Annotated in this window: 29 protein-coding genes; 8 read left to right on the top strand and 21 right to left on the bottom strand. The window is 34.5% G+C overall.

Going from position 1 to position 26,715, the window contains the following annotated elements; genetic code table 11:
• Position 1: 1 nt before the first annotated feature.
• From ACQY29_RS08260 to ACQY29_RS08160, 21 genes are all read right to left on the bottom strand, one after another.
• On the bottom strand, positions 2 to 850 hold the full coding sequence (locus tag ACQY29_RS08260; RefSeq protein WP_428224745.1) for a hypothetical protein: 849 nt from the start codon (positions 848 to 850) through the stop codon (positions 2 to 4).
• A 124-nt stretch (positions 851 to 974) separates the two neighbouring features.
• The gene (locus ACQY29_RS08255; protein ID WP_428224744.1) at positions 975 to 2,063 is read right to left on the bottom strand and encodes a toxic anion resistance protein; all 1,089 of its coding nucleotides are present in this window, start codon (positions 2,061 to 2,063) and stop codon (positions 975 to 977) included.
• A gap of 9 nt (positions 2,064 to 2,072) precedes the next feature.
• Positions 2,073 to 2,684: a TerD family protein gene (locus ACQY29_RS08250; RefSeq protein ID WP_428224743.1), complete on the bottom strand. Its 612-nt coding sequence runs from the start codon at positions 2,682 to 2,684 to the stop codon at positions 2,073 to 2,075.
• A gap of 4 nt (positions 2,685 to 2,688) precedes the next feature.
• On the bottom strand, positions 2,689 to 3,243 hold the full coding sequence (locus ACQY29_RS08245) for a TerD family protein (protein ID WP_428224742.1): 555 nt from the start codon (positions 3,241 to 3,243) through the stop codon (positions 2,689 to 2,691).
• Between the two features lie 3 nt (positions 3,244 to 3,246).
• Complete coding sequence (locus tag ACQY29_RS08240; protein ID WP_428224741.1) at positions 3,247 to 4,053, bottom strand: phosphoribosyltransferase family protein; 807 nt, start codon at positions 4,051 to 4,053, stop codon at positions 3,247 to 3,249.
• A complete protein-coding gene (locus ACQY29_RS08235) occupies positions 4,050 to 4,739 on the bottom strand; it encodes an HAD family hydrolase (RefSeq protein ID WP_428224740.1) in 690 nt (229 codons plus the stop codon). Before ACQY29_RS08235 ends, ACQY29_RS08240 begins: the two co-directional genes overlap by 4 nt.
• Positions 4,740 to 5,315 (bottom strand): TerD family protein, encoded by a 576-nt coding sequence (locus ACQY29_RS08230; protein ID WP_428224739.1) that lies wholly within the window; start codon positions 5,313 to 5,315, stop codon positions 4,740 to 4,742. It abuts the gene before it with no gap.
• A gap of 142 nt (positions 5,316 to 5,457) precedes the next feature.
• The gene (locus tag ACQY29_RS08225; RefSeq protein ID WP_428224738.1) at positions 5,458 to 5,622 is read right to left on the bottom strand and encodes a hypothetical protein; all 165 of its coding nucleotides are present in this window, start codon (positions 5,620 to 5,622) and stop codon (positions 5,458 to 5,460) included.
• Between the two features lies 1 nt (position 5,623).
• Positions 5,624 to 6,577: a signal recognition particle-docking protein FtsY gene (gene ftsY, locus ACQY29_RS08220; protein WP_428224737.1), complete on the bottom strand. Its 954-nt coding sequence runs from the start codon at positions 6,575 to 6,577 to the stop codon at positions 5,624 to 5,626.
• 94 nt (positions 6,578 to 6,671) lie between these two features.
• Positions 6,672 to 6,824, bottom strand: coding sequence for a DUF4295 domain-containing protein (locus ACQY29_RS08215; RefSeq protein WP_014166478.1), 153 nt, complete (start codon positions 6,822 to 6,824; stop codon positions 6,672 to 6,674).
• Between the two features lie 72 nt (positions 6,825 to 6,896).
• Positions 6,897 to 7,079 (bottom strand): 50S ribosomal protein L33, encoded by a 183-nt coding sequence (rpmG, locus tag ACQY29_RS08210; protein ID WP_008253902.1) that lies wholly within the window; start codon positions 7,077 to 7,079, stop codon positions 6,897 to 6,899.
• Between the two features lie 29 nt (positions 7,080 to 7,108).
• Positions 7,109 to 7,345, bottom strand: a complete 237-nt coding sequence (gene rpmB, locus ACQY29_RS08205) for a 50S ribosomal protein L28 (protein WP_428224736.1) — start codon at positions 7,343 to 7,345, stop codon at positions 7,109 to 7,111.
• A 75-nt stretch (positions 7,346 to 7,420) separates the two neighbouring features.
• Complete coding sequence (locus ACQY29_RS08200) at positions 7,421 to 8,671, bottom strand: CinA family nicotinamide mononucleotide deamidase-related protein (protein ID WP_428224735.1); 1,251 nt, start codon at positions 8,669 to 8,671, stop codon at positions 7,421 to 7,423.
• A gap of 231 nt (positions 8,672 to 8,902) precedes the next feature.
• Entirely contained in the window at positions 8,903 to 9,247 is a 345-nt protein-coding gene (locus tag ACQY29_RS08195; protein WP_428224734.1) for an Hpt domain-containing protein, read from the bottom strand.
• A complete protein-coding gene (locus tag ACQY29_RS08190; protein WP_428224733.1) occupies positions 9,247 to 9,858 on the bottom strand; it encodes a fumarylacetoacetate hydrolase family protein in 612 nt (203 codons plus the stop codon). Before ACQY29_RS08190 ends, ACQY29_RS08195 begins: the two co-directional genes overlap by 1 nt.
• Before the next feature lie 71 nt (positions 9,859 to 9,929).
• Positions 9,930 to 10,703, bottom strand: a complete 774-nt coding sequence (locus ACQY29_RS08185) for an exonuclease domain-containing protein (RefSeq protein WP_428224732.1) — start codon at positions 10,701 to 10,703, stop codon at positions 9,930 to 9,932.
• A 96-nt stretch (positions 10,704 to 10,799) separates the two neighbouring features.
• Positions 10,800 to 12,137: a dihydrolipoamide acetyltransferase family protein gene (locus tag ACQY29_RS08180; RefSeq protein WP_428224731.1), complete on the bottom strand. Its 1,338-nt coding sequence runs from the start codon at positions 12,135 to 12,137 to the stop codon at positions 10,800 to 10,802.
• An 83-nt stretch (positions 12,138 to 12,220) separates the two neighbouring features.
• Positions 12,221 to 13,396, bottom strand: coding sequence for a glycosyltransferase family 2 protein (locus tag ACQY29_RS08175; RefSeq protein WP_428224730.1), 1,176 nt, complete (start codon positions 13,394 to 13,396; stop codon positions 12,221 to 12,223).
• A 37-nt stretch (positions 13,397 to 13,433) separates the two neighbouring features.
• Complete coding sequence (locus ACQY29_RS08170) at positions 13,434 to 13,691, bottom strand: DUF1016 N-terminal domain-containing protein (protein WP_428225894.1); 258 nt, start codon at positions 13,689 to 13,691, stop codon at positions 13,434 to 13,436.
• An 11-nt stretch (positions 13,692 to 13,702) separates the two neighbouring features.
• Positions 13,703 to 13,909 (bottom strand): hypothetical protein, encoded by a 207-nt coding sequence (locus ACQY29_RS08165; RefSeq protein ID WP_428224729.1) that lies wholly within the window; start codon positions 13,907 to 13,909, stop codon positions 13,703 to 13,705.
• A 101-nt stretch (positions 13,910 to 14,010) separates the two neighbouring features.
• Positions 14,011 to 14,301, bottom strand: coding sequence for a hypothetical protein (locus ACQY29_RS08160; RefSeq protein ID WP_428224728.1), 291 nt, complete (start codon positions 14,299 to 14,301; stop codon positions 14,011 to 14,013).
• Positions 14,302 to 14,307: 6 nt separating this feature from the next.
• On the opposite strand from ACQY29_RS08160, the gene ACQY29_RS08155 reads away from it, so the two are divergent.
• The 8 genes from ACQY29_RS08155 to secA all read left to right on the top strand — a co-directional run bounded on the left by ACQY29_RS08155 (position 14,308) and on the right by secA (position 26,562).
• A complete protein-coding gene (locus ACQY29_RS08155; RefSeq protein ID WP_428224727.1) occupies positions 14,308 to 16,164 on the top strand; it encodes an ABC-F family ATP-binding cassette domain-containing protein in 1,857 nt (618 codons plus the stop codon).
• A 97-nt stretch (positions 16,165 to 16,261) separates the two neighbouring features.
• Entirely contained in the window at positions 16,262 to 17,044 is a 783-nt protein-coding gene (locus tag ACQY29_RS08150) for an O-methyltransferase (RefSeq protein ID WP_428224726.1), read from the top strand.
• Positions 17,045 to 17,264: 220 nt separating this feature from the next.
• On the top strand, positions 17,265 to 17,795 hold the full coding sequence (locus tag ACQY29_RS08145; RefSeq protein WP_428224725.1) for a hypothetical protein: 531 nt from the start codon (positions 17,265 to 17,267) through the stop codon (positions 17,793 to 17,795).
• Positions 17,796 to 17,979: 184 nt separating this feature from the next.
• Positions 17,980 to 18,705 (top strand): ABC transporter ATP-binding protein, encoded by a 726-nt coding sequence (locus ACQY29_RS08140; RefSeq protein WP_428224724.1) that lies wholly within the window; start codon positions 17,980 to 17,982, stop codon positions 18,703 to 18,705.
• 76 nt (positions 18,706 to 18,781) lie between these two features.
• A complete protein-coding gene (locus tag ACQY29_RS08135; protein WP_428224723.1) occupies positions 18,782 to 21,709 on the top strand; it encodes a M16 family metallopeptidase in 2,928 nt (975 codons plus the stop codon).
• A gap of 329 nt (positions 21,710 to 22,038) precedes the next feature.
• The gene (locus ACQY29_RS08130; protein ID WP_428224722.1) at positions 22,039 to 22,608 is read left to right on the top strand and encodes a cob(I)yrinic acid a,c-diamide adenosyltransferase; all 570 of its coding nucleotides are present in this window, start codon (positions 22,039 to 22,041) and stop codon (positions 22,606 to 22,608) included.
• A 216-nt stretch (positions 22,609 to 22,824) separates the two neighbouring features.
• Positions 22,825 to 23,046 (top strand): DUF2795 domain-containing protein, encoded by a 222-nt coding sequence (locus ACQY29_RS08125; RefSeq protein ID WP_014166495.1) that lies wholly within the window; start codon positions 22,825 to 22,827, stop codon positions 23,044 to 23,046.
• Positions 23,047 to 23,199: 153 nt separating this feature from the next.
• Positions 23,200 to 26,562, top strand: coding sequence for a preprotein translocase subunit SecA (gene secA, locus ACQY29_RS08120; protein ID WP_428224721.1), 3,363 nt, complete (start codon positions 23,200 to 23,202; stop codon positions 26,560 to 26,562).
• Positions 26,563 to 26,715 lie beyond the last annotated feature (153 nt).

Raw genomic sequence — 26,715 nt, 5'->3', positions numbered from 1 at the left:
TTTACTTAATATTAATATTCAACATGGTTCGAAGTATATTGGTTTGCTCATCTATTTTTTGCAAATCATCTAAAAAGTCGATAGCACTTATTTTTCCGAGATAATCATTCAAAACTTGTTCGACATCAGCGGGCATACTTTTGAGCACTAACTCCGACTGGGTTTTCAATTCAACATTTTTTTGTTTGAGTTGCAAAAGCACTTCTTTTTTATTGGAAACATTTTTAGAAAAATCTACAACAGGAAAATCTGAGAGCTTGATGGAAACAAAAGTTTTAGATGATTTTATATATACAAAATGTTCTTCCGAATGTATAAATTCATACACTTCAATATATTTATTCTCGAATTGAAATCCGCATAAAAATTTAAATTTAAAATCTTGAATATTTAGTTTTCCTAAAAGCTTTTTTTCAATAGTAAAATCTTGAAAATCATATTGTTTTTTAAGAGGAAGTTCGAGTATTTTCTGATACATATTAGCTTCCAACTTGCGATAATATTCAATTCCTTTTTCTAAAACTAAACCATCAATCGCATTCATTAATTCCAAATCAAGTGCATTAGTTTCATAAGCAAGTTGTTTGTACAACATTTCCATAAAACTTTGCATAATTAGGTTATGCGTAATCACACTTTCTCTGAAACTATCTTTTTCTATTTCTCCCTTGAAGGACTCCATGATATCTTCGTTAATTCGAATTTCATGGGTTAGAATAGCAAACTTCTGTTCAAGATTTTTCTTTAGTTTGTTCAATAAATCGATGAGCGAATCTGTAAACTGCAAATGAAACAACTCTAACTTATTAGTATCGAGCGTTTCATTTGAAGCAAAAATATCATGTATCACTCTGGTTCTTACAGCAATATGAATAATCAGGCTATTATCATAAAAATTGCTTAGTATTTTTAGTTTATTTAACCTTGACTCACTATTATTTATAATTTCTGCAAATTCCAAATGTACTTATTCCTTATGATACAACATTCTTTCTTAATTCAGTTTCTAACTGTTGCAAACCTGAATCCAGTTCTCTGCGAGTTTCAGTTCCTTTTTGATGAATTTGTTTAACCTCATTCAACGTTTCAATCAAGGATTGAGTAGTTGATTTCAGCGTATCTAAAGAAACAATTGTATTTTCATTTTCGCGAGCAACTTCAATACTGTTTTGCCTTAACATTTCAGCATTTTTCTGCAAAATTGTATTGGTCGTTTCAGAAACTTTTCTTTGTACTTCAATATTTTGCTTTTGCCTTTGTAATGCAACGGCTAAAGTTAATTGATTCTTCCAAACAGGCATGGTTGTAGTCAAAATAGACTGCGCTTTTTCGGCAATAGAAGTATTATTATTTTGAACCACGCGTATTTGTGCCAAACTTTGCATCATAATGAAGCGAACAATTTTCATGTCTGCTAAACGCTTATCCAAACGATTTGAAAAATCTCTTTTATCTGCAATTTGGTAATCTTGATAATTAGCAGGATTAGCATCCATCAAAGCTAATTCTTCATTAACTTGTTTCCATTTAAGAGTACCAGCAACGATATATTTTTCTATTTCTTTTATTTGACTCACATTCGTGTCAAACATGGTTTGAAGCGCTGCATTATCTTTAGCAGAATTAATCATTCCTGCTTTTACTTTATTACTAATTTTTTCAATATTGACGGTAACCTTATCATATTTTTGAAAAATTTTCTCAGCATTGCCCAATAGGTTTTTCAACAAAGGAATCCCCGAGATAAACTTTTTAAAACCTGATTGATTCAATTCGTCTACATCAATATAATTAAGTTCTGTCAATAATTCATTGATATAATTTCCCACTTCACCTGAATTATGGGTACGAACAGAATTCAGAAAATTATCACTTTGACGTGAAATATTTTGTTGAATTTCAGCACCAAAATTGATAATAGAATTAGCGTCTCCTTCGTTCAATTGACTTGAAATAGACTGATAAACTGCTAAATCATTAGGCGCAATATTATCCAGATTTACAGTTCCTTCTTTGGACATGACCATTGAAGTTTCTACTGGCGTGATAGCATTTGTTTCCATAATTTCTGATTACAAATAATTTTGCTGAACGGTAACTACAGTTTCCTCTAACCTTCTGTCACGAGTTGGATTTCCTAAAGCGTTAAATTTCCATTCTCCATTTCTCTTATAAAATACACCAAGTACCATACTCACACTTCCTGCAAAAGCAGCATCATTAGCTACATCATATTTAGCAAAAACTTCTTGAACTCTTGAAGGTGTACCTTCATAAATACGAATTGAGGCAAACGGAATATCTTTAAAATCCTGCCCACGGAAACTATTAATAAAGAACGCCACATAGTTAGCATTTGCTGATAATCTCGAAAAATCAAGTGTTATCACCTCATTATCAATACCATCATCCCCATTTAAATCTCCTGTTAAATCATCGCCACTATGACGAATAGCTTGGTCATTGGACATTAATTTTTGAAAACTAACTACGTCTAAAACATTTTTGTTTTCGTCGTATACGGCACAACTTCCATCTAAATCAACTGCTTCTTTAGAAACTCCTCCAAAAAAACCTTTCTTTTCAATAGCTCCCCAGTTAATCCCTACACATATATTTTGCAACTTAGTACCATTACTTTTTTCTAAATTAATACGTTGCCCTTTTTCTAAATTAATTGCCATATTCTTAATTGTATTTGTTTAAAAAGTCTTGTAAGCCGCCTTTCATTCCACTTCCAACAGCTTCAAACTTCCATTCGTTATTTCTTTTATAAATTCTACCGAATTCAACCGCTGTTTCAATTGAGAAATCTTCATCTAATTCATATTTCACTAATTCGTTTGTTGAATTTGTATCAACAATTCTTATGAATGAGTTTCTTACTTGACCAAAATTTTGTTTTCTTGCTTCAGCATCATGAATGGTAACTACAACACATATTTCTTGTGCACTTGCTTCGATTTTAGACAAATCTACTAAGATTTGCTCATCATCACCGTCACCATCTCCTGTCAAATTATCACCAGTATGTACTACAGCATCATTAGGTGCATTTAAATTGTTATAAAAAACAAAATGAGAATCAGAAAGTAATTTTCCATTTTCTCCTAAGATAAATACAGAAGCGTCTAAGTCAAAACTAGCCCCCGTACTAGAGTTATTAGTATCCCACCCTAAACCAACTGTAAATTTTTGAGCATTGATAGCTTCTCTTTGTCCTTTTTGTAAATTAATTGCCATTTTTTAATTTGTTTTTAAAACGATTAAATTTTCAACATATTCCTCTATCTTATGATAGTTGTTACTGATAGCTGCATGAAAAAATTCATCTTTTCTATCCTTAGAAATATTATCCATTACTTGATTAAAATCAGACTTATCCAATTTTAAAATATATTTTATAATCCGTGTATTGAATTGAAAATCATCGCGATTTATTACTTCAATAATTTCATTTACTCCTTTTACTGCATAATAATTGAAGAAGTTTTCAATATTTGGATGAATATCTTTATTCACTAACTCTGCAAAATACACGAAAAAGAATTCCCCTTTAATATCATTCTGAGCTAAAATTTTATCAATGGTATGTTCATGACTCCCAGTAATTTTTATATCGTCAAGAAAAATACATAATTTATTGGCTATGAAATTAGCATCGATATAATAAGTATCATTCGAAATCAAATTGATTCTATCTTCAAAACTCAAGTTACCATAATCAGTTGTATAAGTTTGATTACGATAAATCTTTGATTCGATTGAGGCATTGTTATTATTTTTAAATAAATATAAATCTAAATACCTTTTAAAATAGTGGCATAAAAAATTGGATGCTGTAGGAATAGCTAAAAAGGGGCTTGGTAGAACAACAATATCATCATAGCTTAACAATTGTTCGCCATGTGTTTTAATGAAGCCTTCAAATAAATCAAAAGCAAATTGCTTTGCAAATGCTTTATCACCAAACTTAAACCAACTATAATCGCTTGGACTAAAAGGATAATTTGATTGTTCTACTACTTTATGTAAACTGTAAACTGTTTTCAATTTGTTATTTTTATTAATCTTCCACTTATACCAAAATTATTTGCTCCCTGAACGTCAGCAAAAAAATTATCGCCAATATGTACAATCTCATCTTTTGACAGACGTAATGTTGGGTTGACTTTCTGGTATAAAATTTCAAAAATTTTAGGGTTCGGTTTTGACAAATTACATTCATCTGAAAAGATTTCAAAAGAAAACAACTCACTCAATTCCACATTTTGCAAGTACTTACGAATCGTTGTACCACGCACAAACCCAGTATTACTTAATATATTTAACGTTTTATCTTTTTCTAATAGTGCTAAAAGAATTTCCTTTGTATTTGGATGTAACAATTCTGGTGCAAACTCCAAAAATAAATTTTCTGTTAAAATATAAAATTCTTCTAATCTTTCTAAACTTAATTTTGTTAAATCATATCCTAATTCATTTAAAATCAAACTATAAATCTGAAAAGTATCAAAATTCAGCCCCGTTTGCTCATTAATTGCATTACACGATACATCAAAAAAGCGTATTTTAGAAGAAACAGTTTCTAATGGTAAATCTATTTCAAAAAAATCCTTAAACAATTGATTTCTTTTTTGCTTGTACAGAGGATTAGATTTCACTAACGTTAACCATAAATCGAAAGAATAATGCTTGAAATCTAAATTTAGAACATCCTCTAATTTTTCTAAAATCATTTATTTGATAATTTGTCCTGAATAATATTTTTCTAAGAAAAACCCTAAATCAGCTTGATAGCCTATACCTGAAGCTTCAAATTTCCATTGTCCATTTCTTTTGTACAAACGACCAAACTCCACACCCGTTTCTATCGAAAAATCTTCTCCTAATTCATATTTAGCAATCTCACTTCCCGTCATATCATCAACGATACGAATATAAGAATTACGAACTTGCCCAAAATTTTGTTTTCTTCGTTCAAAGTCTTCAATAGTAACTACGAAAAGAATTTCATTGACCAATTCATTGATTTTACTCAAATCTACTTTAATAGCTTCATCATCATCCCCATCGCTATTTCCCCCCGTTGGGTCATCCCCTGTATGCATAACGGAGCCATCAGGAGAATTCAAATTATTATAAAAAATAAAAAAATCTTCTCCTATTAGTTTTCTATTTGTATCGATGAGAATTGCAGAAGCATCCAAATCGAAATCAAAACCTGTACCTTCATTTGGATCCCACCCCAAACCTAAAGTTATCTTACTTAGTCCAATATCAATCTTTTGCCCTTTAGTTAAGTTTATAGCCATATTTATATTTTTAAGGAAAACAATATTACAAAATTTATATCTCTAAAAAGTTAAATTAAAACAAAAAACATCGATATAACAGCGCTAGTTTTCAACATTTCTATTTAACAAAAAAGCTTGCCTCACAGCAAGCTCTTATTTTCTACTTATTATTCTTTTCTTTATAAAACTTGACCAATGCCATGACATACATAAACAAGGCCACAAAATAAAACACGATTGAAAAAATCAAATTATGGGTATTTTGTGCTACCAGCAAAGCCGAAGTTCCAAATAAAAAGAAATGAAAGGGTTTAAAACTTTGCATATTATTTAAAGAAAGAGTCCACAAACTCATATTTATTAAACACTTGTAAATCATTGATGCCTTCTCCTACACCAATATACTTCACTGGTATTTGGAATTGGTCTGAAATCCCTATCACAACACCACCTTTAGCCGTACCGTCTAATTTGGTTACTGCCAGGCAACTTACTTCAGTAGCAGCGGTAAATTCTTTAGCTTGTTCAAAAGCATTTTGCCCTGTAGAACCATCTAAAACCAACAATACATCGTGAGGCGCATCAGCAATCACTTTTTGCATTACACGTTTCACTTTAGACAATTCGTTCATCAAACCAACTTTATTGTGTAAACGTCCTGCAGTGTCAATAATAACCACATCAGCCTCTTGTGCTACTGCACTTTGTAAGGTATCAAAAGCTACCGATGCTGGGTCACTTCCCATTTGTTGTCTAACGATAGGCACGCCTACTCTATCCGCCCAAATTTGCAACTGGTCAATCGCAGCTGCACGGAAAGTATCCGCAGCTCCTAAAACCACTTTGTAACCTGCATTTTTAAACTGATTAGCTAATTTCCCAATAGTTGTTGTTTTACCTACACCATTTACGCCTACGACCATAATGACGTAAGGCTTTTTGTTAGCAGGGACAACAAACTCTGTTTCGTCTCCTGAATTGGTTTCTGAAAGTAAAGAAGCAATTTCTTCTCTTAGAATTTTGTTTAATTCATCAGTTCCTAGATATTTATCACGAGAAACGCGCGCTTCGATACGTTCGATAATTTTCAACGTGGTATTTACCCCAACGTCTGAAGTCACAAGTACTTCCTCCAAATTATCCAACACATCATCATCTACTTTTGACTTCCCCGCAACGGCTTTAGTCAATTTAGACAAAAACGACGTACTTGATTTTTCAAGTCCCTTATCTAAGGTCTCTTTTTTTTCTGATGAAAATATTTTTTTAAAGAAATTCATTCGTTTTAAAATTTCAATTTTAGTTTGGTAAGCAAATATAAAATAAAAAAGCCACTCCGTAAAGAAGTAGCTTTGTTATATTGAAAAGATAAAATTATTTCTTTTTAAGAAATTCATCAACTTCTTCAGGAGACATAATAGCCTCAACGAAAGTGTAAGCACCAGTTTTTGGAGATTTCACCATTTTAATAGCTTTAGATAATCTCTTAGATGCTGTCTGTAGGGTTGCAACGGTTTTCTTTGCCATGACTTACAATGTTTTATTTGATTTTATTTTATTAAATTATCAGTAATTGAAATTTTAAAATAAAAACACTAATTATTTAATTTCTTTATGTACAGTCACTCTTTTTAAGATAGGGTTGAATTTTTTGATTTCTAATCTATCTGGAGTGTTCTTTTTGTTTTTTGTAGTGATGTAACGAGACGTTCCTGGTACGCCAGAAGTTTTGTGCTCAGTACATTCTAAAATAACCTGAATTCTATTACCTTTCTTTGCCATCTTGATATATATTTATTTCTAGGAAAAGATTATTTAATTAATCCGTTCGCTTGTGCATCTTTCAACACAGCTGAAATTCCTTTTTTATTAATAGTTTTAATAGTAGAAGCTGCTACTCTTAAAGTAATCCATCTATCTTCTTCAGGAAGGTAAAAACGTTTTTTTAGCAAGTTAACAGAGAATTTTCTCTTTGTCTTGTTCATAGCGTGAGAAACGTTGTTTCCTACCATCGCTCTTTTTCCTGTAAGGTCACAAACTCTTGACATTATCTTTTATCTTTTATCGTTATTCAAAATCAGGGTGCAAAGTAACAAAAAATAAAACGTTTACACAAATCTATTTTAGTAATTTTTTAAAATTTCTTTATAAACCATCTCTAAAGCCTTATTTACTGCCCTATCAATCACTTTTTCACGAGGTTGTCCCAACTTACATTCTTCCACAAAAACCCTGTTTGGAGTAGCGACAGCAATAAAAACTGTACCTACTTCAGCATCTGCCTCCCCTTTTTCAGGGCCCGCATTACCCGTTGTCGCAATAGCAAAATCTGTTTGAAATATTTTTTTTGCTTGCTCCGCCATCGCTCGCACTACAGGCTCACTCACCACCGAATACTGCTCTATTAAGTCCGAAGCAACCCCGAGCATATTTTCTTTCACCGCAGTCGCATAACAAACTAAACTCCCCTTAAAATACGCCGACGAACCCGCCACGGAAGTCAACAAAGAAGCAATCTTTCCACCCGTACAACTTTCAGCAGTAGCAATAGTCATTTGCTTACCTGCCAACAATCGCCCAAGCATCACTTGAATATTTTCTCCTTCATCTAGCCCAACCAAACAATCCGCAATCAAAGGACGTAATTTTTCCACCTCTTCAAAAATGCGGTTTTTCAACAGTTGCTCATCCGTCCCTCGAGCCGTCAATCGCAAACGCACCTGAAACGGACTAGGCAAATAGGCCAACCTAATAAAATCGGGCAAATTATCTTCCCAAACCTCTATACGCTCCGCTAATAAACTCTCCCCTACCCCATACGTCATCAACGTTTGATGCACGATATACGGCCGCTGAAACTTTGTCACCAACCTAGGTATCACTTCATTTTCGATAATAAATTTCATTTCATAAGGCACCCCTGGTAGAGAAATAAAAACCGTATTTCCTTTTTCCATCCACATTCCTGGAGCCGTGCCTACTTCATTGAATAAGACCTGACATTTAGAAGGTACTAAGGCTTGGTCTTTATTCATTTGACTCACAGGACGCTTAAAATACTCCTCTATCAATTTAGTCACATGCACTAACACTTTTTCATCATACATCAAGGTATCGTCCATGTACTCGCACAAGGTTTTTTTAGTGACATCATCCTTAGTAGGTCCTAACCCACCTGTAATCACCACCAAATCTACCGTATCTTGCAACAAATGAAGCGTATCTAAAATATGTTGCTTATCATCTGAAATCGATAGCATTTCATGGGTTGCTATACCAATTTTATCTAATCCTTTTGCAATAAAACCTGAATTGGTATCTGTAATTTGACCAATCAGAATTTCATCACCTATCGTTACTATTGTTGCTTTCATTTTAAATTTAGAATTTAGAATTTAGAATTTAGAATTTAGAGTTTAGAGTTTAGAGTTTAGAAACTTACAGAATAGACACTTCTCACCTCAGCGAGACTAACTGCACGTTTAATCAAATCTTAAAACTACAACTTAAAAACTTGATTTTATTCCACAAAAAAAATTCCAAAAATCAACTACAAATAATCATTGCAATTCATTTTTGGAATTCAACTTTAAACACTTTAAAAATTACATATTAAAATCTTTCTTCACCTCATCTAATGCGGCGTCGATACGAGATTTTAAACTTTTATAAACTTCTTTAATTTCTTTTTTCTTTCCTTGGTCGCGTGTCCATTGCTCAATTTGCAAAATTTCCTCTTTGGCTGCATCCATCCCTAATAAATCCAGAGTAGGCTTCGTTTTATGCGCAAAACCATAGGCTTTTGCATAATCTTTATCCTTGATTCCTTCTTTCATTTGTTTTACATCCCCAGGAACCTCTTCTACAAAAAGAGTAATAATTTGACGTACGAAATCCTCGTCGTCATCAGAAATTGCATATACTTTTGCTAAATTGTAATGAATCGCCATTATTTAACTTGAATCTTAAATAGTTGTTTATCTTCTATAAATCCTTCTAACACATCTTCAGGATTTACTTTTGCCACTCCCGCAGGCGTTCCTGTAAAAATAATATCACCCGTTTTTAGGGTAAAATACTGCGAAACATAAGCGATTAATTCGTCTATTTTCCACAGCATTTGATTTGTATTACCTTGTTGAACAACTTGTGAGTTATTTCTTAATTCAAAGTTAATATTTTCTAGCGAACTAAAATCTTTTTTCGATAAAAAGTCACCTATTATCGCTGAACCGTCAAATGCTTTTGCAATTTCCCAAGGAAGACCTTTTTCCTTCAATTGGGATTGCAAATCACGCGCAGTAAAATCGATACCTAAACCTATTTCATCGTAGTATTTATGAGCAAATTTAGCATCAATATATTTTCCTACTTTATTAATTTTTACCAAAATTTCAACTTCATGTTGCACATCATTACTAAATTCTGGCAACACAAACGGAAATTGTTTAGGCAAAATAGCCGTATCTGGCTTCATAAAGATAACTGGCGCGGTAGGACGTTCGTTATTTAATTCCGAAATATGGTCTGCATAATTGCGACCGACACAGATTATTTTCATTTCTCAAGTGATTAGTGATAAGCGACTAGTAATTAGCTTCTATATACTTTTCACTAATTACTTTTCACTATTTACTTTTTCGTGCTCAACTTTCTCAATTTAATTCCCGTCAACACTTTTTTAGTATACAACGGAAAATCAGCGTTTTGAATCCAACCAAAATAGCCTGGTTCTCTTTCAAACACATCGTCTACTAAAGCTCCTTTGTGCTTACCGAAAGTGAATATTTCTTGTCCTTCTTCATTTAAGGCAATAAATCCAGCAAAGTCAACCGATTTTTTTCGAGTGGTAAACTCTGATAAGGTTTTCATATCATTTTCTAAATCGGGATAACGGTCTAACTGCGCTTTTAAGATTTCGTAAGTAGCATTCGTATCCGCTTCGGCACTGTGCGCATTTTCTAACGATTGATTGCAATAAAACTTATAGGCCGCGCTTAAGGTACGTTCTTCTTTTTTATGAAAAATAGTTTGCACATCCACAGAGACTCTGTTTTTCATATCAAAATCCACCCCAGCACGCAACAATTCTTCCGCTAATAAGGGAATATCAAAACGGTCAGAATTGAATCCCGCCAAATCTGAATCTTTAATCATGGTGTGCACTTGCGAAGCTAATTCAGCAAAAGTGGGTTCGTTAGCAATTTTCTCGTTGGAAATTCCATGCACGGCAGTAGCTTGCGCTGGAATAGGAATTGTTGGATTAACCAACCATGTTTTACTTTCTTTGTTTCCGTTAGGAAATACTTTAATAATCGAAATTTCTACAATTCTGTCTTTTGAAATATCTGTACCAGTCGTTTCTAAATCAAAAAAACAAATTGGGCGATTTAATTTTAACTCCATCAATAGCTTAGTTTGGTAGTGCAAAGATAATATTCTTAAAATAAAAAAATCCAAACAAGTGACCTTATTTGGATTTTTAAAATAATTTCTACAATTTTAGATTTCTCTATTAATATCCCAAGCTTCTAAAATATCAGCCACACGTTTTACAAACATTCCTCCTAAAGCTCCATCAACCACTCTATGGTCGTATGAATGCGATAAGAACATTTTTTGACGGATACCAATAAAATCACCTTCAGGAGTTTCAATTACCGCTGGCACTTTACGGATAGCTCCTAACGCTAAGATACCTACTTGTGGCTGGTTGATGATAGGTGTACCAAATACCGAACCAAAAGAACCTACGTTCGTTACGGTATAAGTACCTCCCGTGGTATCATCTGGTTTTAACTTACCAGCTTTTGCACGGTTTCCTAAATCGTTAACCGCTTTTGCCATACCCACTAAATTCAACTGGTCTGCATTTTTAATTACAGGAACAATTAAGTTTCCATTTGGCAAAGCTGTAGCCATACCTAAGTTAATATTTTTCTTTTTGATGATAAAATCACCATCTACAGAAACATTCATTCCAGGGTAATCACGTAAAGCTTTTGCTACCGCTTCCATAAAAATAGGAGTAAATGTTAGTTTTTCACCCTCACGTTTTTCAAAAGCATTTTTATTTTTATCTCTCCATTTCACAATGTTGGTCACATCTACCTCAATGAACGATTGTACGTGAGCCGAAGTTTGTACTGACTCCACCATGTATTTCGAGATAAGCTTACGCATTCTGTCCATTTCCACAATTTCATCGGCACCATTAACCGATACCGGAACTGCAGAACTTTCAGGTTTCAAGTTTGAAGTTGTTTTTGTTGTAGTACTTACAGACTGAACACTTGAAACTGATGACTGAACACTAGTTTGAGCGCCTTTATTTTTAATATAATTTAAAATATCTTCTTTATTTACACGTCCGTCTTTGCCAGTTCCTTGGATTGACTCTAACTCTGCTAAAGAGATACCTTCTTCTTTTGCAATGTTTTTTACTAATGGTGAGAAAAATTTATCTGATGCAGAAAAATCAGCTGGAGCTACAGCTTCTTTAGCAACCTCAACCGCTTTAGCTACTTCACTTACTGCGACAGCTACTGGTGTTTCAGTTGCCGTAGTTGTTCCCCCATCAGAAGTTACAGGGCTATCCCCTTCGGTTTCAATAATAGCAATGGTTTGTCCTACTTGAACAACATCATCTTTTTGGAATAAAATTTCAACCAAAGTACCCGCTACTTCACTTGGCACTTCGCTATCCACTTTATCAGTAGCAATTTCAAGCACTGCTTCATCCATTTCAATGCGGTCGCCCACATTTTTTAACCAGTTGGTTACCGTTGCCTCAGCAACACTTTCCCCCATCTTAGGTAATTTCAATTCAAACCTTGCCATATTTTTAAACTAAAGTTGTGTTTTCTTATTTAGATTGCAAAATTAACAATTATTTTGATTAATAATTTCGTTAAATATAATTTTTACACCCATCGTATTACTTGCCCTTTGTCGTTACTACTATTACTTCCAAGGATAAAATCGGAATTTTTTGGAAGAATCTTAAAAGTAAAACCACAATTCTTATATTTTTCTAAAAAAGCGATGATTTCTTTAAAAGAAAAACTATTGTTATCCAATACAATTTCTAGTTTAAAATTTGTAGGATAACTATGCGAAAATAACGGATTTTGATTAATATCAATCAGCTGAGTAGCTTTTTTTTTGAGTTGTTGCTCAATTTTCAACATTGTGACGTCTTCTTTGGTATACACTAAATAGCCATCGACTTCATAAGCCAGCTGTTTTTGCTGACTCCTTTTAAAAAAAGCAAAAGCTATTGCCCCCAATTTCATCATCCACTTGAAGACTAGTGAACCGCCAAAATGTTTGTTGTAAAAAAATTGCATGGCATCGCTAAAACGTTTTACATAGAGTTCGTCACGAACAGTACTTTCACCTTTATAATGTATAACGGTAGTTTCATGGTAATAGCAGTTTTGCAGACCTTCTTTGGTCACCATATAACTCAAATCAATATCGTCCGAATACATAAAGCATTTTTCATCAAAACCGCCCACTTGCAGATACACTTCCCGCTTCATTACCATAAAAGCCCCCACCAATATAGCGACTTCCCCAGAGGCATCCTCTGAGAGATGCTGTGCATAATATTGATTGAACCATTTTGTTTTAGGAAAAAATTTATACAACCCAAAAATTTTGGTAAAAGCCACCCAAGGCGTTGGCACCCCTCGTTTACATTCAGGAAGAAAATTCCCTGTTCCGTCAATGAGTTTGCAACCTATTATACCCAGCCCCCCAGCCCCCAAAGGGGGAGTTTGAGCAACTTTGCCTAAAATTTCCATAAAGGTATCTTCGGCTACTACAGTATCCGGGTTTAGAATACAAATGTATTCACCACGGGCCTCTGCCACGCCTATATTGTTCCCTTTGGGGAAACCAGCATTTTCAGTATTTTGAATAAGTTTTATTTCAGGAAAACGTTGTTGCATCATCGCACAGCTATCATCCTGCGAAGCATTATCGACTACGATGATTTCCCCATCAATATTTTTAAGGGCTTGTTGCACGCTTAAAACACATAGTTCTAAAAAATGTCGTACGTTATAATTAAGAATGATTACGGAGAGTTGCATACGACAAATATAATGTGAAAATTTTTCAATTTAAAAATTAGAAGGTGCTGTACCTCAATTTGGCCGACAGTGTCGGCCAATTTTCAATTTCAGGAAAAGTTTGATAAAATTGCCTATATTTTCTACTATTTCGTTCTGAAAAACCTTTTCCAAATTCACGAGTGAGTTCAATAGAAATTGTTTTTATTATCTCTTTACCGTATTGAGCACGTTCTTTACCGTCTTGTTTTTTTTCAACAATTTTCCTACCTATATTCCAATATGCCTCTACCATTGCAGTATTTATTGCCTGAATTGAGTGCTTAATTAGCGCTCTAAAATTTTCATAAGTTCTTTAGGGTTTCTTTGATTGTTCCAAAACAACAATACTTGAAGTGTTTGCGTTGAAGTATCAAAATCATAATAAAGCGTGGTTTGTTTTGAAATTGGCATACAAAAAACCTTCAATTTGTTTTCAAACTTCCCTAAACGTGGATTAATTGCGAGTCTGTCTAAATTTTCCAGAACAAGCATATAAAATTTTAAAACTTCCTGCTGATTTCATTTGGCTAAAATAAAATTCATTTCATCCTGTAAAGTAATTTCTGCCTTAGGATGCCAAATTATTTCAAAAGTCATTTCAAAAATGAAAATTTAGTTTTCATTCTCTCTTTAACTTCATTATGAGTTATTCCTTTACCATTGACAATATCTTGCTTAGCTTCTTCAAGCATTTGCAAAAGAAATTCATTCACTTCCGCAGATTGCTCGTGAATTCTTGATGCAGTATTATAAACCTCAGCAGGCTCTTCCAGCTTATTTTTCTTTTTATCGTCCATGGCATCATTTTTTTCAAAGTTATGAAAAAATAACATTCTTTGCCCACAAAACCCTACTTTTGCAACTCCTAATTCATAACTTATCATTTAACAATGAATTATCTTTCAGTTGAAAATATAGCCAAATCGTATGGCGAACGCGTTTTGTTTGAAGACTTATCTTTTGGAATCAATAAAGACCAAAAAATTGCCTTTGTTGCCAAAAACGGAACGGGAAAAACCTCAATTCTAAAAATCATTACAGGTGAAGACACTCCTGATAGTGGTCAAATTGTTATGCGTAAGGACATTCGCATGGCATTTTTATCGCAAGAACCCAACTTGCAAAGTGAATTGACCATCGAGGAAAGTATTTTTGCCAGCGATAACGAAATTCTGAAAGTCATTGAGCAATATGAAAAAGCCATTCAAAATCCAGAAGACGAAGAAGCTTACCAAAAAGCTTTTGACAACATGGACCGCCACAACGCATGGGATTTTGAAACGCAATACAAACAAATTCTCTTCAAATTAAAATTAGAGGATTTAAAACTGAAAGTTAAAAACTTATCGGGTGGACAAAAAAAACGTCTAGCACTGGCCCTCATTTTGATTAACAAACCTGATTTATTAATCCTTGATGAGCCTACCAACCACTTGGATTTAGAAATGATTGAATGGTTGGAAAATTATTTTGCCAAAGAAAATATCACTTTGTTTATGGTTACGCACGACCGCTTTTTCCTAGAGCGTGTGTGTAACGAAATTATTGAATTAGAAAACGGAAAAATCTACCAATACAAAGGGAATTATTCCTATTATTTACAAAAGAAAGAAGAACGCATTGCTTCTGAAAATGCGAGTATTGACAAAGCTAAAAACGTTTTTGTAAAAGAATTAGAATGGATGCGTCGCCAACCTAAAGCACGTACTACCAAATCGAAATCCCGTCAGGATGACTTTTATGTAATTAAAGAAAAAGCCATGAGTCGCCGTAAAGAAAATACGGTGGAATTAGAAATCAATATGGAGCGCATGGGAAGTAAGATTATCGAGCTTCACAAAGTTTCTAAAAAATTCAATGATAGAGTCATTTTAAACGGATTTGACTATACATTTAACAAAGGCGAACGCATTGGAATCATTGGTAAAAATGGTACTGGAAAATCGACTTTCTTAAATATTTTAACCCAAACTATTCAGCCTGATAACGGTAAAGTAGTCATAGGCGATACTATAAAAGTGGGCTATTACACTCAGGCGGGTATCAACCCAAAACCTGAACAAAAAGTAATTGACATCATCAAAGAATACGGAGAATACATTCCGTTAAGTAAAGGTCGAACCATTTCGGCGGGTGGTTTATTAGAACGTTTTTTGTTTGACCGCAAAAAGCAACATGATTATGTTGAAAAACTAAGCGGTGGCGAATTAAAACGTTTGTATTTATGTACAGTGCTCATTCAAAATCCGAATTTCTTAATACTAGATGAGCCTACAAACGATTTAGATATCGTAACGTTAAATGTACTTGAAAACTTCTTATTAGACTACCCAGGTTGTTTATTAGTAGTGAGTCACGACCGTTACTTTATGGATAAAATTGTGGACCACCTTTTTGTGTTTAGAGGCCAAGGCGAAATTGAAGATTTTCCTGGCAACTATTCTGACTTCAGAAGTTATGAAGATTCTGCAGAACCAGAAAAAGATGACGCTCCAAAAGAAAAATCAAATTGGAAAGAAAAACAGGTCAAACAAGGACTGACTTTCCAAGAACAAAAAGAATTTCAGAAAATTGAACGCGAAATCAAAGACTTAGAAGCCGAGAAAGCAAAAATAGAAACCTTATTTGCTGAGGGTAAAGTAGCTGATAACGAAATTGGATCCAAAGCCAATGAATTACAAAAAGTAATTCAGAAATTAGAAGCTAATGAAGAGCGTTGGTTTGAATTGAGCGCTAAGATGGAATAAGAGTTTCACAAAGTGACACGGAGTATTCACAAAGTCTCACAAAGTTTTTATTTTATATTTACTTTGTGTTTCTTTGTGCCAAACTTTGAGAAACGCTGTGTTACAACTCATAAAATCATACTTTACCTTTTTAAAAAACTCCACCAACCAACACGGAGTCCATTCCCCTTTTGTGTTTAGTTTAGTCACCAAATGTTTTTACGATAAAACCAGCTATCCAGAATACAAGATTTTAAACGAATACCGCAATTCGCTTTTACAAAACCACGAAACTATTCAAGTAACCGACTTTGGTGCGGGTTCGCGAGTGTTTAAAACGAATACACGAAAAATATCTGCCATTGCTAAAAACGCGGGTATTTCTAAAAAAAGAGCCGAATTATTATTCAGAATTATTCGCTACTTTCAATCCGAATCTATCCTAGAAATTGGTACTTCCTTAGGATTAGCAACTTCTGCATTAGCATTGGGCAACCCAAAAGCTAAGATTACTTCTTTAGAAGGATGCTCGAATACAATTACAATAGCTAAAAATCAATTACAAAAATTCAATATCAATACTGTCGAATCAATAAACTCAGAATTTTCAACTTTCCTAAAACAAATTCCCCCTTTGGGGGCTAGGGGGCTTGAACTTATATACTTCGACGGCAACCATTCCAAAAAAGCCACTTTAGACTATTTCGAGTTATTACTTCCTACCATCACTAACGAATCGGTTTGGATTTTTGATGATATTCATTGGTCAAAAGATATGGAAGAGGCCTGGGAAATAATAAAAAATCATCCAAGAGTTACTGTTACCATAGATACCTTTCAATGGGGATTTGTTTTCTTTAGAAGAGAGCAAGAAAAAGAGCATTTCACCATTAGAGTTTAAAAGTTTATTAGTTTAAAAGGTATATAACATTTTCAAAAGAAATACTACTAATAGTACAACGTTGTTCTTAAAACTAAAACCAATTTTATTACCAAAAAACAAACTAATTTCCATTGATATCCCGTACATAAATATGTAGAAATAATACTACAAGTGTTTTTTTAAAAATTAAAAAATTTGATATTAGTTTAGCCCATTCAAAATTAAAACAATAATAAAAATGAAAAGATTAATTAATTCAGTGGCGTTTTTCGCTGTATTAGGATTGTTCGTTTCTTGTTCAACTGACAATGTAGAAGCAACAACTTCAAATACTAAAGCTACTGAAATGACAGCTCGTTTAGCTACTGCAACAAAAATTACATTACCTGTAGGTAATTACTCAGGAAAAAATTTAGACATGAGTATTACAAAAGATGCTAAGGGCAATCAAACTGTTATATTCACGGCTAAAATAAAAGGTTGCATGAGCGGTAATGTAACTACATTTAAAGTAAAAAATATAGCTAGTATGGCTGGAAATGGAGTGACTGAAGATGCTTACTCTGAAGTATATTTAGTAGATTTCGATGCTACACCACAACCTGTTACTTGCGCTTATGATGTTATTAGCAAATATTCAAGAGGTGGTACCTTTCAAAAACCTACTGAAAGTTTAAAATTAATCTCTAAAGGAAAAACAATTAATTTAAGAAACTTCAGAGCAGCTAAAGTAGCTGGTCTAAAAGATTTAGTATTTACAAGAAAATAAATCTAATAAATTCTCCTATCTACTTAGAGGGTGTCCAAATATTTTGAACACCCTCTTTTTATTTATAATACCCTGTAAAAAAAACTTAAATTATTTCAAACTATAATTCTTGTAACAAAATAGCATTTAGAACTACTAACAGTTACTATTAAATCAATTCTGTTAATCTTCAAATGCAAAACCGATGAGCAATTCATTAATTGACATAAAAAACATCAAACGTGATTTCCAATTAGGAAGCGAAACTATTAACGTTTTAAAAGGAATTGACTTACACATCAACAAAGGCGAATATGTAGCCTTGATGGGACCTTCTGGTTCAGGTAAATCTACACTAATGAATCTTTTAGGGTGTCTGGACACTCCTACCTCTGGACAATATATTTTGAACGGCAAGGACGTTTCTAAAATGATTGATGACGAACTGGCTGAAATCCGTAACAAGGAAATCGGTTTCGTATTTCAAACGTTTAACTTATTGCCCCGCACGACTGCTTTAGACAATGTAGCACTACCCATGATTTACGCAGGGTATTCAAAAACGGACCGTAACCTTCGTGCTACTGAAGTTCTCAAACAAGTGGGCTTAGGCGACCGTATGGACCACCAACCCAATCAGCTTTCAGGAGGTCAGCGTCAGCGTGTGGCCGTGGCAAGAGCCTTAGTCAACAAACCATCAATCATTCTTGCTGATGAACCTACTGGAAACTTAGATAGTAAAACTTCGGTTGAAATTATGCGTCTTTTTGATGAAATTCATGCCAATGGGAATACGGTAATTTTGGTTACCCACGAAGAAGATATTGCTCAACATGCGCACCGTATTATCCGTTTAAAAGACGGTTTAATAGAAAGCGACCAACTGAATCCGTTGCATCTTAAAAAATCAGAAAATCATACTGTTGCGTAACGATATTAACATTTCATTATCAAAAAAGAAACCAGAAACGTATACATTTGAAATTTCTAAATATAAACCAAAACTAATGTTTCACAAATTAAAATTAGCGCTTGTTGCCGTAGCTTTTTCAACGGTTACACTAGCTCAGAGTCAGCACCAGTGGAAGGATGCCTCTGCCAACGGTTATAATTACAAATATGTAACAAACGACCCAACCAAAGCACGTTTTTATACGTTAAAAAACGGTTTAACCGTTATCTTGAGTCCTACCAATAAAGACCCACGCATTCAATGTTATGTAGCGGTAAAGGCGGGTAGTAAAACTGACCCCGCTACCAATACTGGTTTAGCGCATTACTTAGAGCACATGTTGTTCAAAGGAACGGACAAATACGGTTCATTAGACTGGGCTAAAGAACAAGTAGAATTAAACAAAATAGATGTCCTTTACGAGCAATACAACAAAACAAAAGACGAAGCACAACGCAAAGCGATTTACAAAAAAATCGATTCGGTTTCTGGGGTAGCTAGTAAATATGCCATTGCTAATGAGTACGACAAAATGATGTCGGCTATGGGAGCGCAGGGCACAAATGCATTTACCTCTTTTGAACAAACGGTGTATACAGATGATGTACCTAGCAGTTCCATTGATAAATATTTAGCAGTACAGGCTGAACGTTTCCGCAATCCTGTTTTACGTATTTTCCATACGGAATTAGAAGCGGTTTACGAAGAAAAAAACCGTACGTTAGATAACGATGGTCGTAAAGTTTTTGAAACTTTGTTTGCTAGTTTATTCAAAAACCACAATTACGGTTTACAAACTACCATCGGTACAGTAGAACACTTAAAAAATCCATCGTTAGTAGAAATTCGTAATTATTTCAACAAATTTTACGTTCCTAATAATATGGGTATCATACTTTCTGGTGATTTCAACCCAGATATGATGATTGCTAAGATTGACAAAGCTTTTGAGTATATGCAAAACAAACCCGTGGCTAAATACACTTTCCAACCTGAAAGTCCTATCTCAGCTCCTATCGTTAAAGAAATTGTAGGACCTGATGCAGAAAGCTTAACTCTTGGTTATCGTTTGCCAGGCAATAAAGACAAAGATGCGTTATTAGCGGACTTAGTGGGTCAAATTTTAACCAATGGTAAAGCGGGTTTATTAGACTTAAACTTGGTTAAAAAACAACGTTTGTTAAGAGCTAGTGCCTTCACCTATTCGTTAATCGATTACGGAATTTTGTATTTCTCTGCTTCGCCTACTAATGGACAATCTTTAGAAGAAGTAAAAACTTTGGTGTTAGCTGAAATTGAAAACTTGAAAAAAGGAAATTTTGATGACAACTTGATTCCTTCTATCATCAATAACATCAAAAAATCAAAAATTTACGAAACTGAAAAATACGGGGAAAGAGCCAGTACTTTGATGGATGCTTTTACTTCTGAATTAGACTGGAGAGACCAAGTAGCTTATGTAAATGATTTGTCAAAAATCAAAAAAGAAGATATTGTTGCTTTTGCTAATAAATATTTAGGTGAAAACTATGTGGCTATTTTAAAACGCAAAGGAGAAGCCCCTGTAAGCAACAAAATAGAAAAACCTTCTATTACACCCGTTGAAACCAATGCGGATAAACAATCGGATTTTGTTAAAATGGTCAATGCTATGCCTAGTACTTCAGCACAACCTGTGTTTTTAGATTTTGACAAGGACATTCAAAAATCAAAAATTGGTAAAGCAGAAGTATTGTATGTTGCTAATAAAGACAACGACATTTTCCGTTTAAAATACCGTTACAAAATCGGTTCATTAAACGATTTGAAACAATCTATCGCCTCGCAATACATCCAGTTTTTAGGAACTGATAAAATGACGGCTGAGCAAATTTCTAAAGAATTTTACAAAATTGCTTGTAGTTTCAATGTGAGTACGAACGAAGAATATACTACAGTAGCTATTGAAGGTTTACAGGAAAACTTTGAAAAAGCTGTTAAATTGTACGAAGACGTGATGGCAGGCATTAAAGCCGATGACAATGCCTTGAAAGCATTAAAAGCACGTATTGCCAAATCACGAAAAGATGCTAAAGCGAACAAAGGTGCAATTTTACAAGGCTTGACCAGTTATGCTATGTATGGAGCAAAAAACAAATTCAACAATACCCTTTCTGACAAAGACCTTGAAGCAATTACCGCACAAGAATTGGTAGACCGCATCAAGAATTTAAATACCTATGAGCAAACCATAATTTACTACGGTCCGCAACCTTTACCAGCTGTAGTAGGTAAATTAAAAACAATGCATACTGTACCTGCAACTTTTGCAACGGCTCCTGCAATGAAAGAATTCAAACAAGTGGCACAAACGGCAAACCAAGTTTTATTTACCGATTACGACATGGTACAAGCAGAAACCCGTTGGATTAGAAACACTGAGATGTATGACGCTAACAAAACGCCAATCGTAAATGTACTCAATAGCTATTTTGGAGGTGGTATGGGGTCAATCGTTTTCCAAACCATTCGTGAGAGTAAAGCCTTAGCCTATAGCACTTATGGCTATTATGTAGCGCCACAAAAGAAAGACCAACAATACTATATGATGAGTTATGTGGGGAGTCAAGCCGATAAATTCAATGAAGCAACAACAGCTATGAATGAGTTATTGACCAAAATGCCTGAATTACCTGTTAATTTAGATTTAGCGAAAACAGGGGTTAAAAAAGACATTCAAACCGAGCGCATCACGCAAGATAATATTATTTTTACGTATTTAGCCAACAAGCAATTGGGGGAAACAACGGACACTAGAAAGAAAATCTACACCGCGGTGGATGCCATTACCATGCAAGATGTGAAGAATTTCCACAGCACACATTTAGCAGGCAAACCTTATACTTACGCTATTGTAGCTTCAGAGAAAAAAGTTTCTTTAGAGGACATGAAAAAATTAGGTGAAGTAAAAAAGATTTCGTTAGAAGAGCTTTTTGGATACTAAAAACTTCAAAAAAATATTTTTAAAAAGACCATTTCGAAAGAGTGGTCTTTTTTGTTTTTAATACAATTGATATAAAGAAACGCATGACGTTCGCAAAAAAAATGAACTTTATTTTTAAAAATGGAAACCAAAAACAAAACCTTTCAAGTTATTTTAATTTCATTTTTATACTTTTGAATTTATAAATTTTAACCGCAAAGTTCACAAAGAAGTTCACGAAGCTCGCAAAGAATACTTAGTAAAACATTATGAAACCTAGCACAACAAAACTTTTAAACTTTTAAACTTTTAAACTTTTAAACTTTTAAACTAATAACCTTCCCTCAAAAATGAAAGTATACACAAAAACAGGCGATAAAGGCACCACAGCTCTCTTTGGAGGCACGCGAGTTCCCAAACACCATATCCGCATTGAAAGCTACGGCACTGTGGACGAATTAAATTCTTACATCGGACTGATTCGCGACCAAGAAATGAATCCGTTGTACAAAGCCGTGCTCATTGAAGTACAAGACCGCTTGTTTACCCTTGGTGCTATTTTAGCCACACCTCCTGAAAAAGAAGTACTAAAAAATGGTCAAAAGCGTTTACAAAATTTAGGCTTGACCGAAACAGATATTGAATACCTCGAAAATGAGATTGACAAAATGGAAACCGATTTGCCCCCTATGACACATTTTGTCCTACCAGGCGGACACACTACGGTGTCATATTGTCATATTGCACGCTGTGTTTGCCGTCGTGCCGAGCGTTTAGCCACCCATTTGCACGAGGAAGAACCCACCGATGAACTCGTTTTAAAATATTTGAACCGACTTTCTGACTACCTTTTTGTGTTGGCACGAAAGTTGTCATTAGACTTGCACGCTGACGAAGTGCCTTGGATACCGAGGAAATAGTATTCAGTAAACAGTATTCAGTAAACAGTATTCGGTTAGCAGAAAAAGTAATCCTAACAATTAAAATAAATGGTAACGATAAGCATAGCTGATTCCTGAAAACTGACCACTGATTACTTTAAAAAACGTTCTTAAAATTTAACTGAAAATAAATCAAAAAAAACTTGATTTTTTTAGTAGAAAAATTATATTTGCACAAATTAAAATTTTACAGAGATGTATTGGACATTAGAATTAGCATCGTATTTAAGTGATGCTCCGTGGCCTGCTACCAAAGACGAATTAATCGACTACGCTATCAGAACTGGCGCACCTCTTGAGGTGGTAGAAAATTTACAATCTATCGAAGATGAAGGAGAAATTTATGAATCGATGGAGGAAATTTGGCCAGACTATCCATCAGACGAAGATTATCTTTGGAACGAGGATGAGTATTAAGCATAAAACCTACTAAAAAAAGTCTCTTCTGAGGCTTTTTTTTGGTAATTAAACCCTTCTCCCTGCGAGAAAAAAAACAAAATTCAATAATTACAATTATTGAATTGAAAAAAATTTAATTCATAAATTGTAATTTTTAATGCCTATTTCAAAATGAGTTTCATTAACAGCATATTAAAAGTTTTTGTTGGCGATAAATCGCAAAAAGACATCAAAGCCATTCAACCGATTATCAATAAGATTAAATCTTTTGAGGGAGCGCTAAGTGCTCTGTCTAACGACGAATTGAGAGCAAAAACTACCGAGTTCAAAGAAAAAATAAGACAAGCCCGCGCTGAGAAAGACGCTAAAATCGCTCAATTAAAAATTGAAGTTGAAGCCATTGAAGATATCGATGCTCGCGAGGATGTTTATTCTGAAATTGACAAATTAGAAAAGGAAGCCTATGAGCTTTCTGAAAAAGCCTTGGCTGATATACTCGCAGAAGCTTTTGCTGTTGTTAAAGAAACAGCACGTCGTTTTAAAGAAAACACTCAAGTACGTGTAAAAGCGACTCCAAAAGATTTAGAATTCTCAGCAACTAAACCTTATATTACTATTGAAGGTGACGATGCTTTATGGGCAAATACTTGGGATGCGGCTGGTAAGACTGTAACTTGGGACATGATTCACTACGATGTGCAAATGATAGGTGGTGTGGTATTACATCAAGGTAAAATTGCCGAAATGCAAACGGGTGAAGGTAAAACCTTAGTGGCTACCTTACCGATGTATTTAAATGCGTTAACGGGCAACGGAGTACATTTAGTAACCGTGAACGACTACTTAGCGCGTCGTGATAGTACTTGGAAAGCACCATTATTTGAATTCCACGGATTAACGGTAGATTGTATTGACAATCACCAACCGAATACAGAAGCGCGTCGTAAAGCATACGAAGCGGATATCACTTATGGTACCAATAACGAATTTGGTTTTGACTACCTACGTGATAATATGGCTCATTCGCCAGAAGATTTAGTACAACGCAAACACAATTATGCCATTGTCGACGAGGTGGACTCGGTATTGATTGACGATGCTCGTACGCCTTTAATCATTTCTGGCCAGGTGGTTGATGGTGACCGTCATGAGTTTAACGAATTAAAACCTTTCATTGATAACTTAGTTGCTATTCAACGTCAATTGGCAAATGGTTTCCTAACCGAAGCGAAACGTTTGTTCAAAGAAGGCAACATGAAAGACGCAGGTTTCCAATTGTTACGTGCGCACCGTGCTTTACCAAAAAACAAAGCTTTAATTAAATTTTTATCGGAAGAAGGCGTAAAACAATTATTACAAAAAACCGAAAACGAATACATGTCAGATAACAACCGTAAAATGCCACAAGTAGATGAGGCGTTATACTTTGTTATCGAAGAAAAAAATAACCAAGTAGAATTATCAGAAGCAGGTATTAAAGAATTATCTAAAAATACCGATGATAAATTCTTCGTATTACCAGATATCGGAACAGAAATCGCTGTTATTGAAAAAGCAGGATTAACTAAAGAAGAAGAAGCTGAAAGAAAAGAAGCTTTATTTGCTGATTTCTCTGTAAAAAGTGAGCGTATCCATACGTTAACACAATTATTAAAAGCCTATACCCTATTTGAAAAAGATACAGAATACGTGGTAATGGACAATGAAGTAATGATTGTTGACGAACAAACGGGTCGTATCATGGATGGTCGTCGTTATTCAGACGGTTTACACCAAGCCATCGAAGCGAAAGAAAACGTTCGTATTAAAGAAGCGACACAAACTTACGCAACCATTACCTTGCAGAATTACTTCCGTATGTACAACAAATTAGGAGGTATGACAGGTACAGCAGTTACAGAAGCTGGTGAGTTCTGGGAAATCTACAAATTAGATGTAGTAGAAATTCCAACCAACCGTGGTATTGCACGTATCGATAGAGAAGATTTGATTTACCGTTCGGTACGTGAAAAATTCAACGCGGTGGCTAATGATGTACAAGAATTGGTACAACAAGGACGTCCGGTGTTGATTGGTACAACTTCGGTTGAGATTTCTGAATTATTAAGCCGTATGCTTAAAATGAAAGGCATCCAACACAATGTATTGAATGCGAAATTACACAAGCAAGAAGCGCAAATTGTAGCTGAAGCAGGTAAACCAGGCGTAGTAACGATTGCTACAAACATGGCGGGTCGTGGTACGGATATTAAATTGACGGACGAAGTTAAAAAAGCAGGTGGTTTAGCAATCATTGGTACAGAACGTCACGATTCACGTCGTGTAGACCGCCAGTTACGTGGTCGTGCAGGTCGTCAGGGGGATGTAGGTAGCTCACAATTCTACGTGTCTTTAGAAGACAACCTAATGCGTTTATTTGGTTCTGACCGTGTGGCATCTATCATGGACAGAATGGGCTTGAAAGAAGGCGAAGTGATTCAACATTCAATGATGACTAAGTCTATCGAAAGAGCACAGAAAAAAGTAGAAGAAAACAACTTTGGTGTTCGTAAACGTTTGTTAGAATATGATGATGTCATGAACTCACAACGTGAGGTAGTGTACAAACGTCGTCGTCATGCCTTACACGGAGAGCGTTTGAAACTGGATATTGCCAACATGATTTACGATGTGTGTGACAATATTGTAGAGAAAAACAAATTAACGAAAGATTTCAAAAATTTCGAATTCGAATTGATTCGTTATTTATCGATTACTTCTCCTGTTTCAGAAACGGAATTCACAAGCTTAAACGATGCTAAAATCACTAGTTTAGTTTACAAAGCGGCCAGCGAGTATTACCATGACAAAAACAACCGTGATGCAAACGAGGCCTTCCCTATCATAAGAAATGTATATGAAAATCCAGAAAATCATTTCGAGCGTATCGTCGTTCCGTTTACGGATGGTATCAAAGGAATGAATGTAGTAACGGATTTGAAAAAAGCGTACGACACACATGGGAAACAATTAATTGCTGATTTTGAAAAAAGCATCACGTTAGCAATTGTGGACGAGGCTTGGAAGAAGCATTTACGCAAAATGGACGAGTTGAAACAATCGGTACAATTAGCCGTACACGAACAAAAAGACCCGTTATTGATTTACAAATTTGAATCGTTTAACTTATTCAAAAATATGTTAGACGGCATTAATAAAGAGGTTATTTCGTTCTTATTCAAAGCAGATTTACCACAACAAAACGCTCCTATTCAAGAAGCTATAGAAGAAGATACACAAGACAGCTACATTGAAATCAAGGAAGAAGTTTTGAACATGGAAGAACAAATTGAGCGTCAACGTGAAACCATGCAACAAGCGGGACAACCGCAACAGCACCAAGTAACGGAAACAATTGTTCGTGACCAACCGAAAATTAACCGTAACGATGAAGTGACCATCAAACATATCATGAGCGGTCAAACAGAAACCATGAAATTCAAGAAAGCGGAGCATTTATTAGCTTCGGGTGAATGGGTTTTGGTTCAAAACTAGTTTAGTTTTCAGTAATCACTGTTCAGTGATTCAGTTGACTTACTAAATTAATAAATACAAAATCCCTAATTACTGTTGTAGTTAGGGTTTTTTGGTTTAAATACCAAAAACACTAAATAAACTAACGAAGTATAAAATCGTATCTTATATTTT

The organism is Flavobacterium sp. (genome assembly GCF_965262375.1).
Classification (GTDB): Bacteria; Bacteroidota; Bacteroidia; order Flavobacteriales; family Flavobacteriaceae; genus Flavobacterium.
This window is presented reverse-complemented; position numbering and strand designations above follow the sequence as displayed.

Bases quoted from the DNA above. Each gene is read 5' to 3' on its own strand.
- ACQY29_RS08140 (WP_428224724.1), top strand. From the start codon at position 17,980: ATGAGCAATTCATTAATTGACATAAAAAACATCAAACGTGATTTCCAA.
- ACQY29_RS08230 (WP_428224739.1), bottom strand. From the start codon at position 5,315: ATGGCTATAAACTTAACTAAAGGGCAAAAGATTGATATTGGACTAAGT.
- ACQY29_RS08125 (WP_014166495.1), top strand. From the start codon at position 22,825: ATGTATTGGACATTAGAATTAGCATCGTATTTAAGTGATGCTCCGTGG.
- ACQY29_RS08190 (WP_428224733.1), bottom strand. From the start codon at position 9,858: ATGAAAATAATCTGTGTCGGTCGCAATTATGCAGACCATATTTCGGAA.
- ACQY29_RS08155 (WP_428224727.1), top strand. From the start codon at position 14,308: ATGAATTATCTTTCAGTTGAAAATATAGCCAAATCGTATGGCGAACGC.
- ACQY29_RS08135 (WP_428224723.1), top strand. From the start codon at position 18,782: ATGTTTCACAAATTAAAATTAGCGCTTGTTGCCGTAGCTTTTTCAACG.
- ACQY29_RS08165 (WP_428224729.1), bottom strand. From the start codon at position 13,909: ATGCTTGTTCTGGAAAATTTAGACAGACTCGCAATTAATCCACGTTTA.
- rpmG (WP_008253902.1), bottom strand. From the start codon at position 7,079: ATGGCAAAGAAAGGTAATAGAATTCAGGTTATTTTAGAATGTACTGAG.
- ACQY29_RS08215 (WP_014166478.1), bottom strand. From the start codon at position 6,824: ATGGCAAAGAAAACCGTTGCAACCCTACAGACAGCATCTAAGAGATTA.
- ACQY29_RS08130 (WP_428224722.1), top strand. From the start codon at position 22,039: ATGAAAGTATACACAAAAACAGGCGATAAAGGCACCACAGCTCTCTTT.
- ACQY29_RS08160 (WP_428224728.1), bottom strand. From the start codon at position 14,301: ATGATAAGTTATGAATTAGGAGTTGCAAAAGTAGGGTTTTGTGGGCAA.
- ACQY29_RS08250 (WP_428224743.1), bottom strand. From the start codon at position 2,684: ATGGCAATTAATTTAGAAAAAGGGCAACGTATTAATTTAGAAAAAAGT.
- ACQY29_RS08195 (WP_428224734.1), bottom strand. From the start codon at position 9,247: ATGGCGATTCATTACAATTTAGCAAAAGTATATGCAATTTCTGATGAC.
- ftsY (WP_428224737.1), bottom strand. From the start codon at position 6,577: ATGAATTTCTTTAAAAAAATATTTTCATCAGAAAAAAAAGAGACCTTA.
- secA (WP_428224721.1), top strand. From the start codon at position 23,200: ATGAGTTTCATTAACAGCATATTAAAAGTTTTTGTTGGCGATAAATCG.
- rpmB (WP_428224736.1), bottom strand. From the start codon at position 7,345: ATGTCAAGAGTTTGTGACCTTACAGGAAAAAGAGCGATGGTAGGAAAC.
- ACQY29_RS08225 (WP_428224738.1), bottom strand. From the start codon at position 5,622: ATGCAAAGTTTTAAACCCTTTCATTTCTTTTTATTTGGAACTTCGGCT.
- ACQY29_RS08245 (WP_428224742.1), bottom strand. From the start codon at position 3,243: ATGGCAATTAATTTACAAAAAGGACAAAGAGAAGCTATCAATGCTCAA.
- ACQY29_RS08185 (WP_428224732.1), bottom strand. From the start codon at position 10,703: ATGGAGTTAAAATTAAATCGCCCAATTTGTTTTTTTGATTTAGAAACG.
- ACQY29_RS08175 (WP_428224730.1), bottom strand. From the start codon at position 13,396: ATGCAACTCTCCGTAATCATTCTTAATTATAACGTACGACATTTTTTA.
- ACQY29_RS08235 (WP_428224740.1), bottom strand. From the start codon at position 4,739: ATGATTTTAGAAAAATTAGAGGATGTTCTAAATTTAGATTTCAAGCAT.
- ACQY29_RS08255 (WP_428224744.1), bottom strand. From the start codon at position 2,063: ATGGAAACAAATGCTATCACGCCAGTAGAAACTTCAATGGTCATGTCC.
- ACQY29_RS08180 (WP_428224731.1), bottom strand. From the start codon at position 12,137: ATGGCAAGGTTTGAATTGAAATTACCTAAGATGGGGGAAAGTGTTGCT.
- ACQY29_RS08145 (WP_428224725.1), top strand. From the start codon at position 17,265: ATGAAAAGATTAATTAATTCAGTGGCGTTTTTCGCTGTATTAGGATTG.
- ACQY29_RS08200 (WP_428224735.1), bottom strand. From the start codon at position 8,671: ATGAAAGCAACAATAGTAACGATAGGTGATGAAATTCTGATTGGTCAA.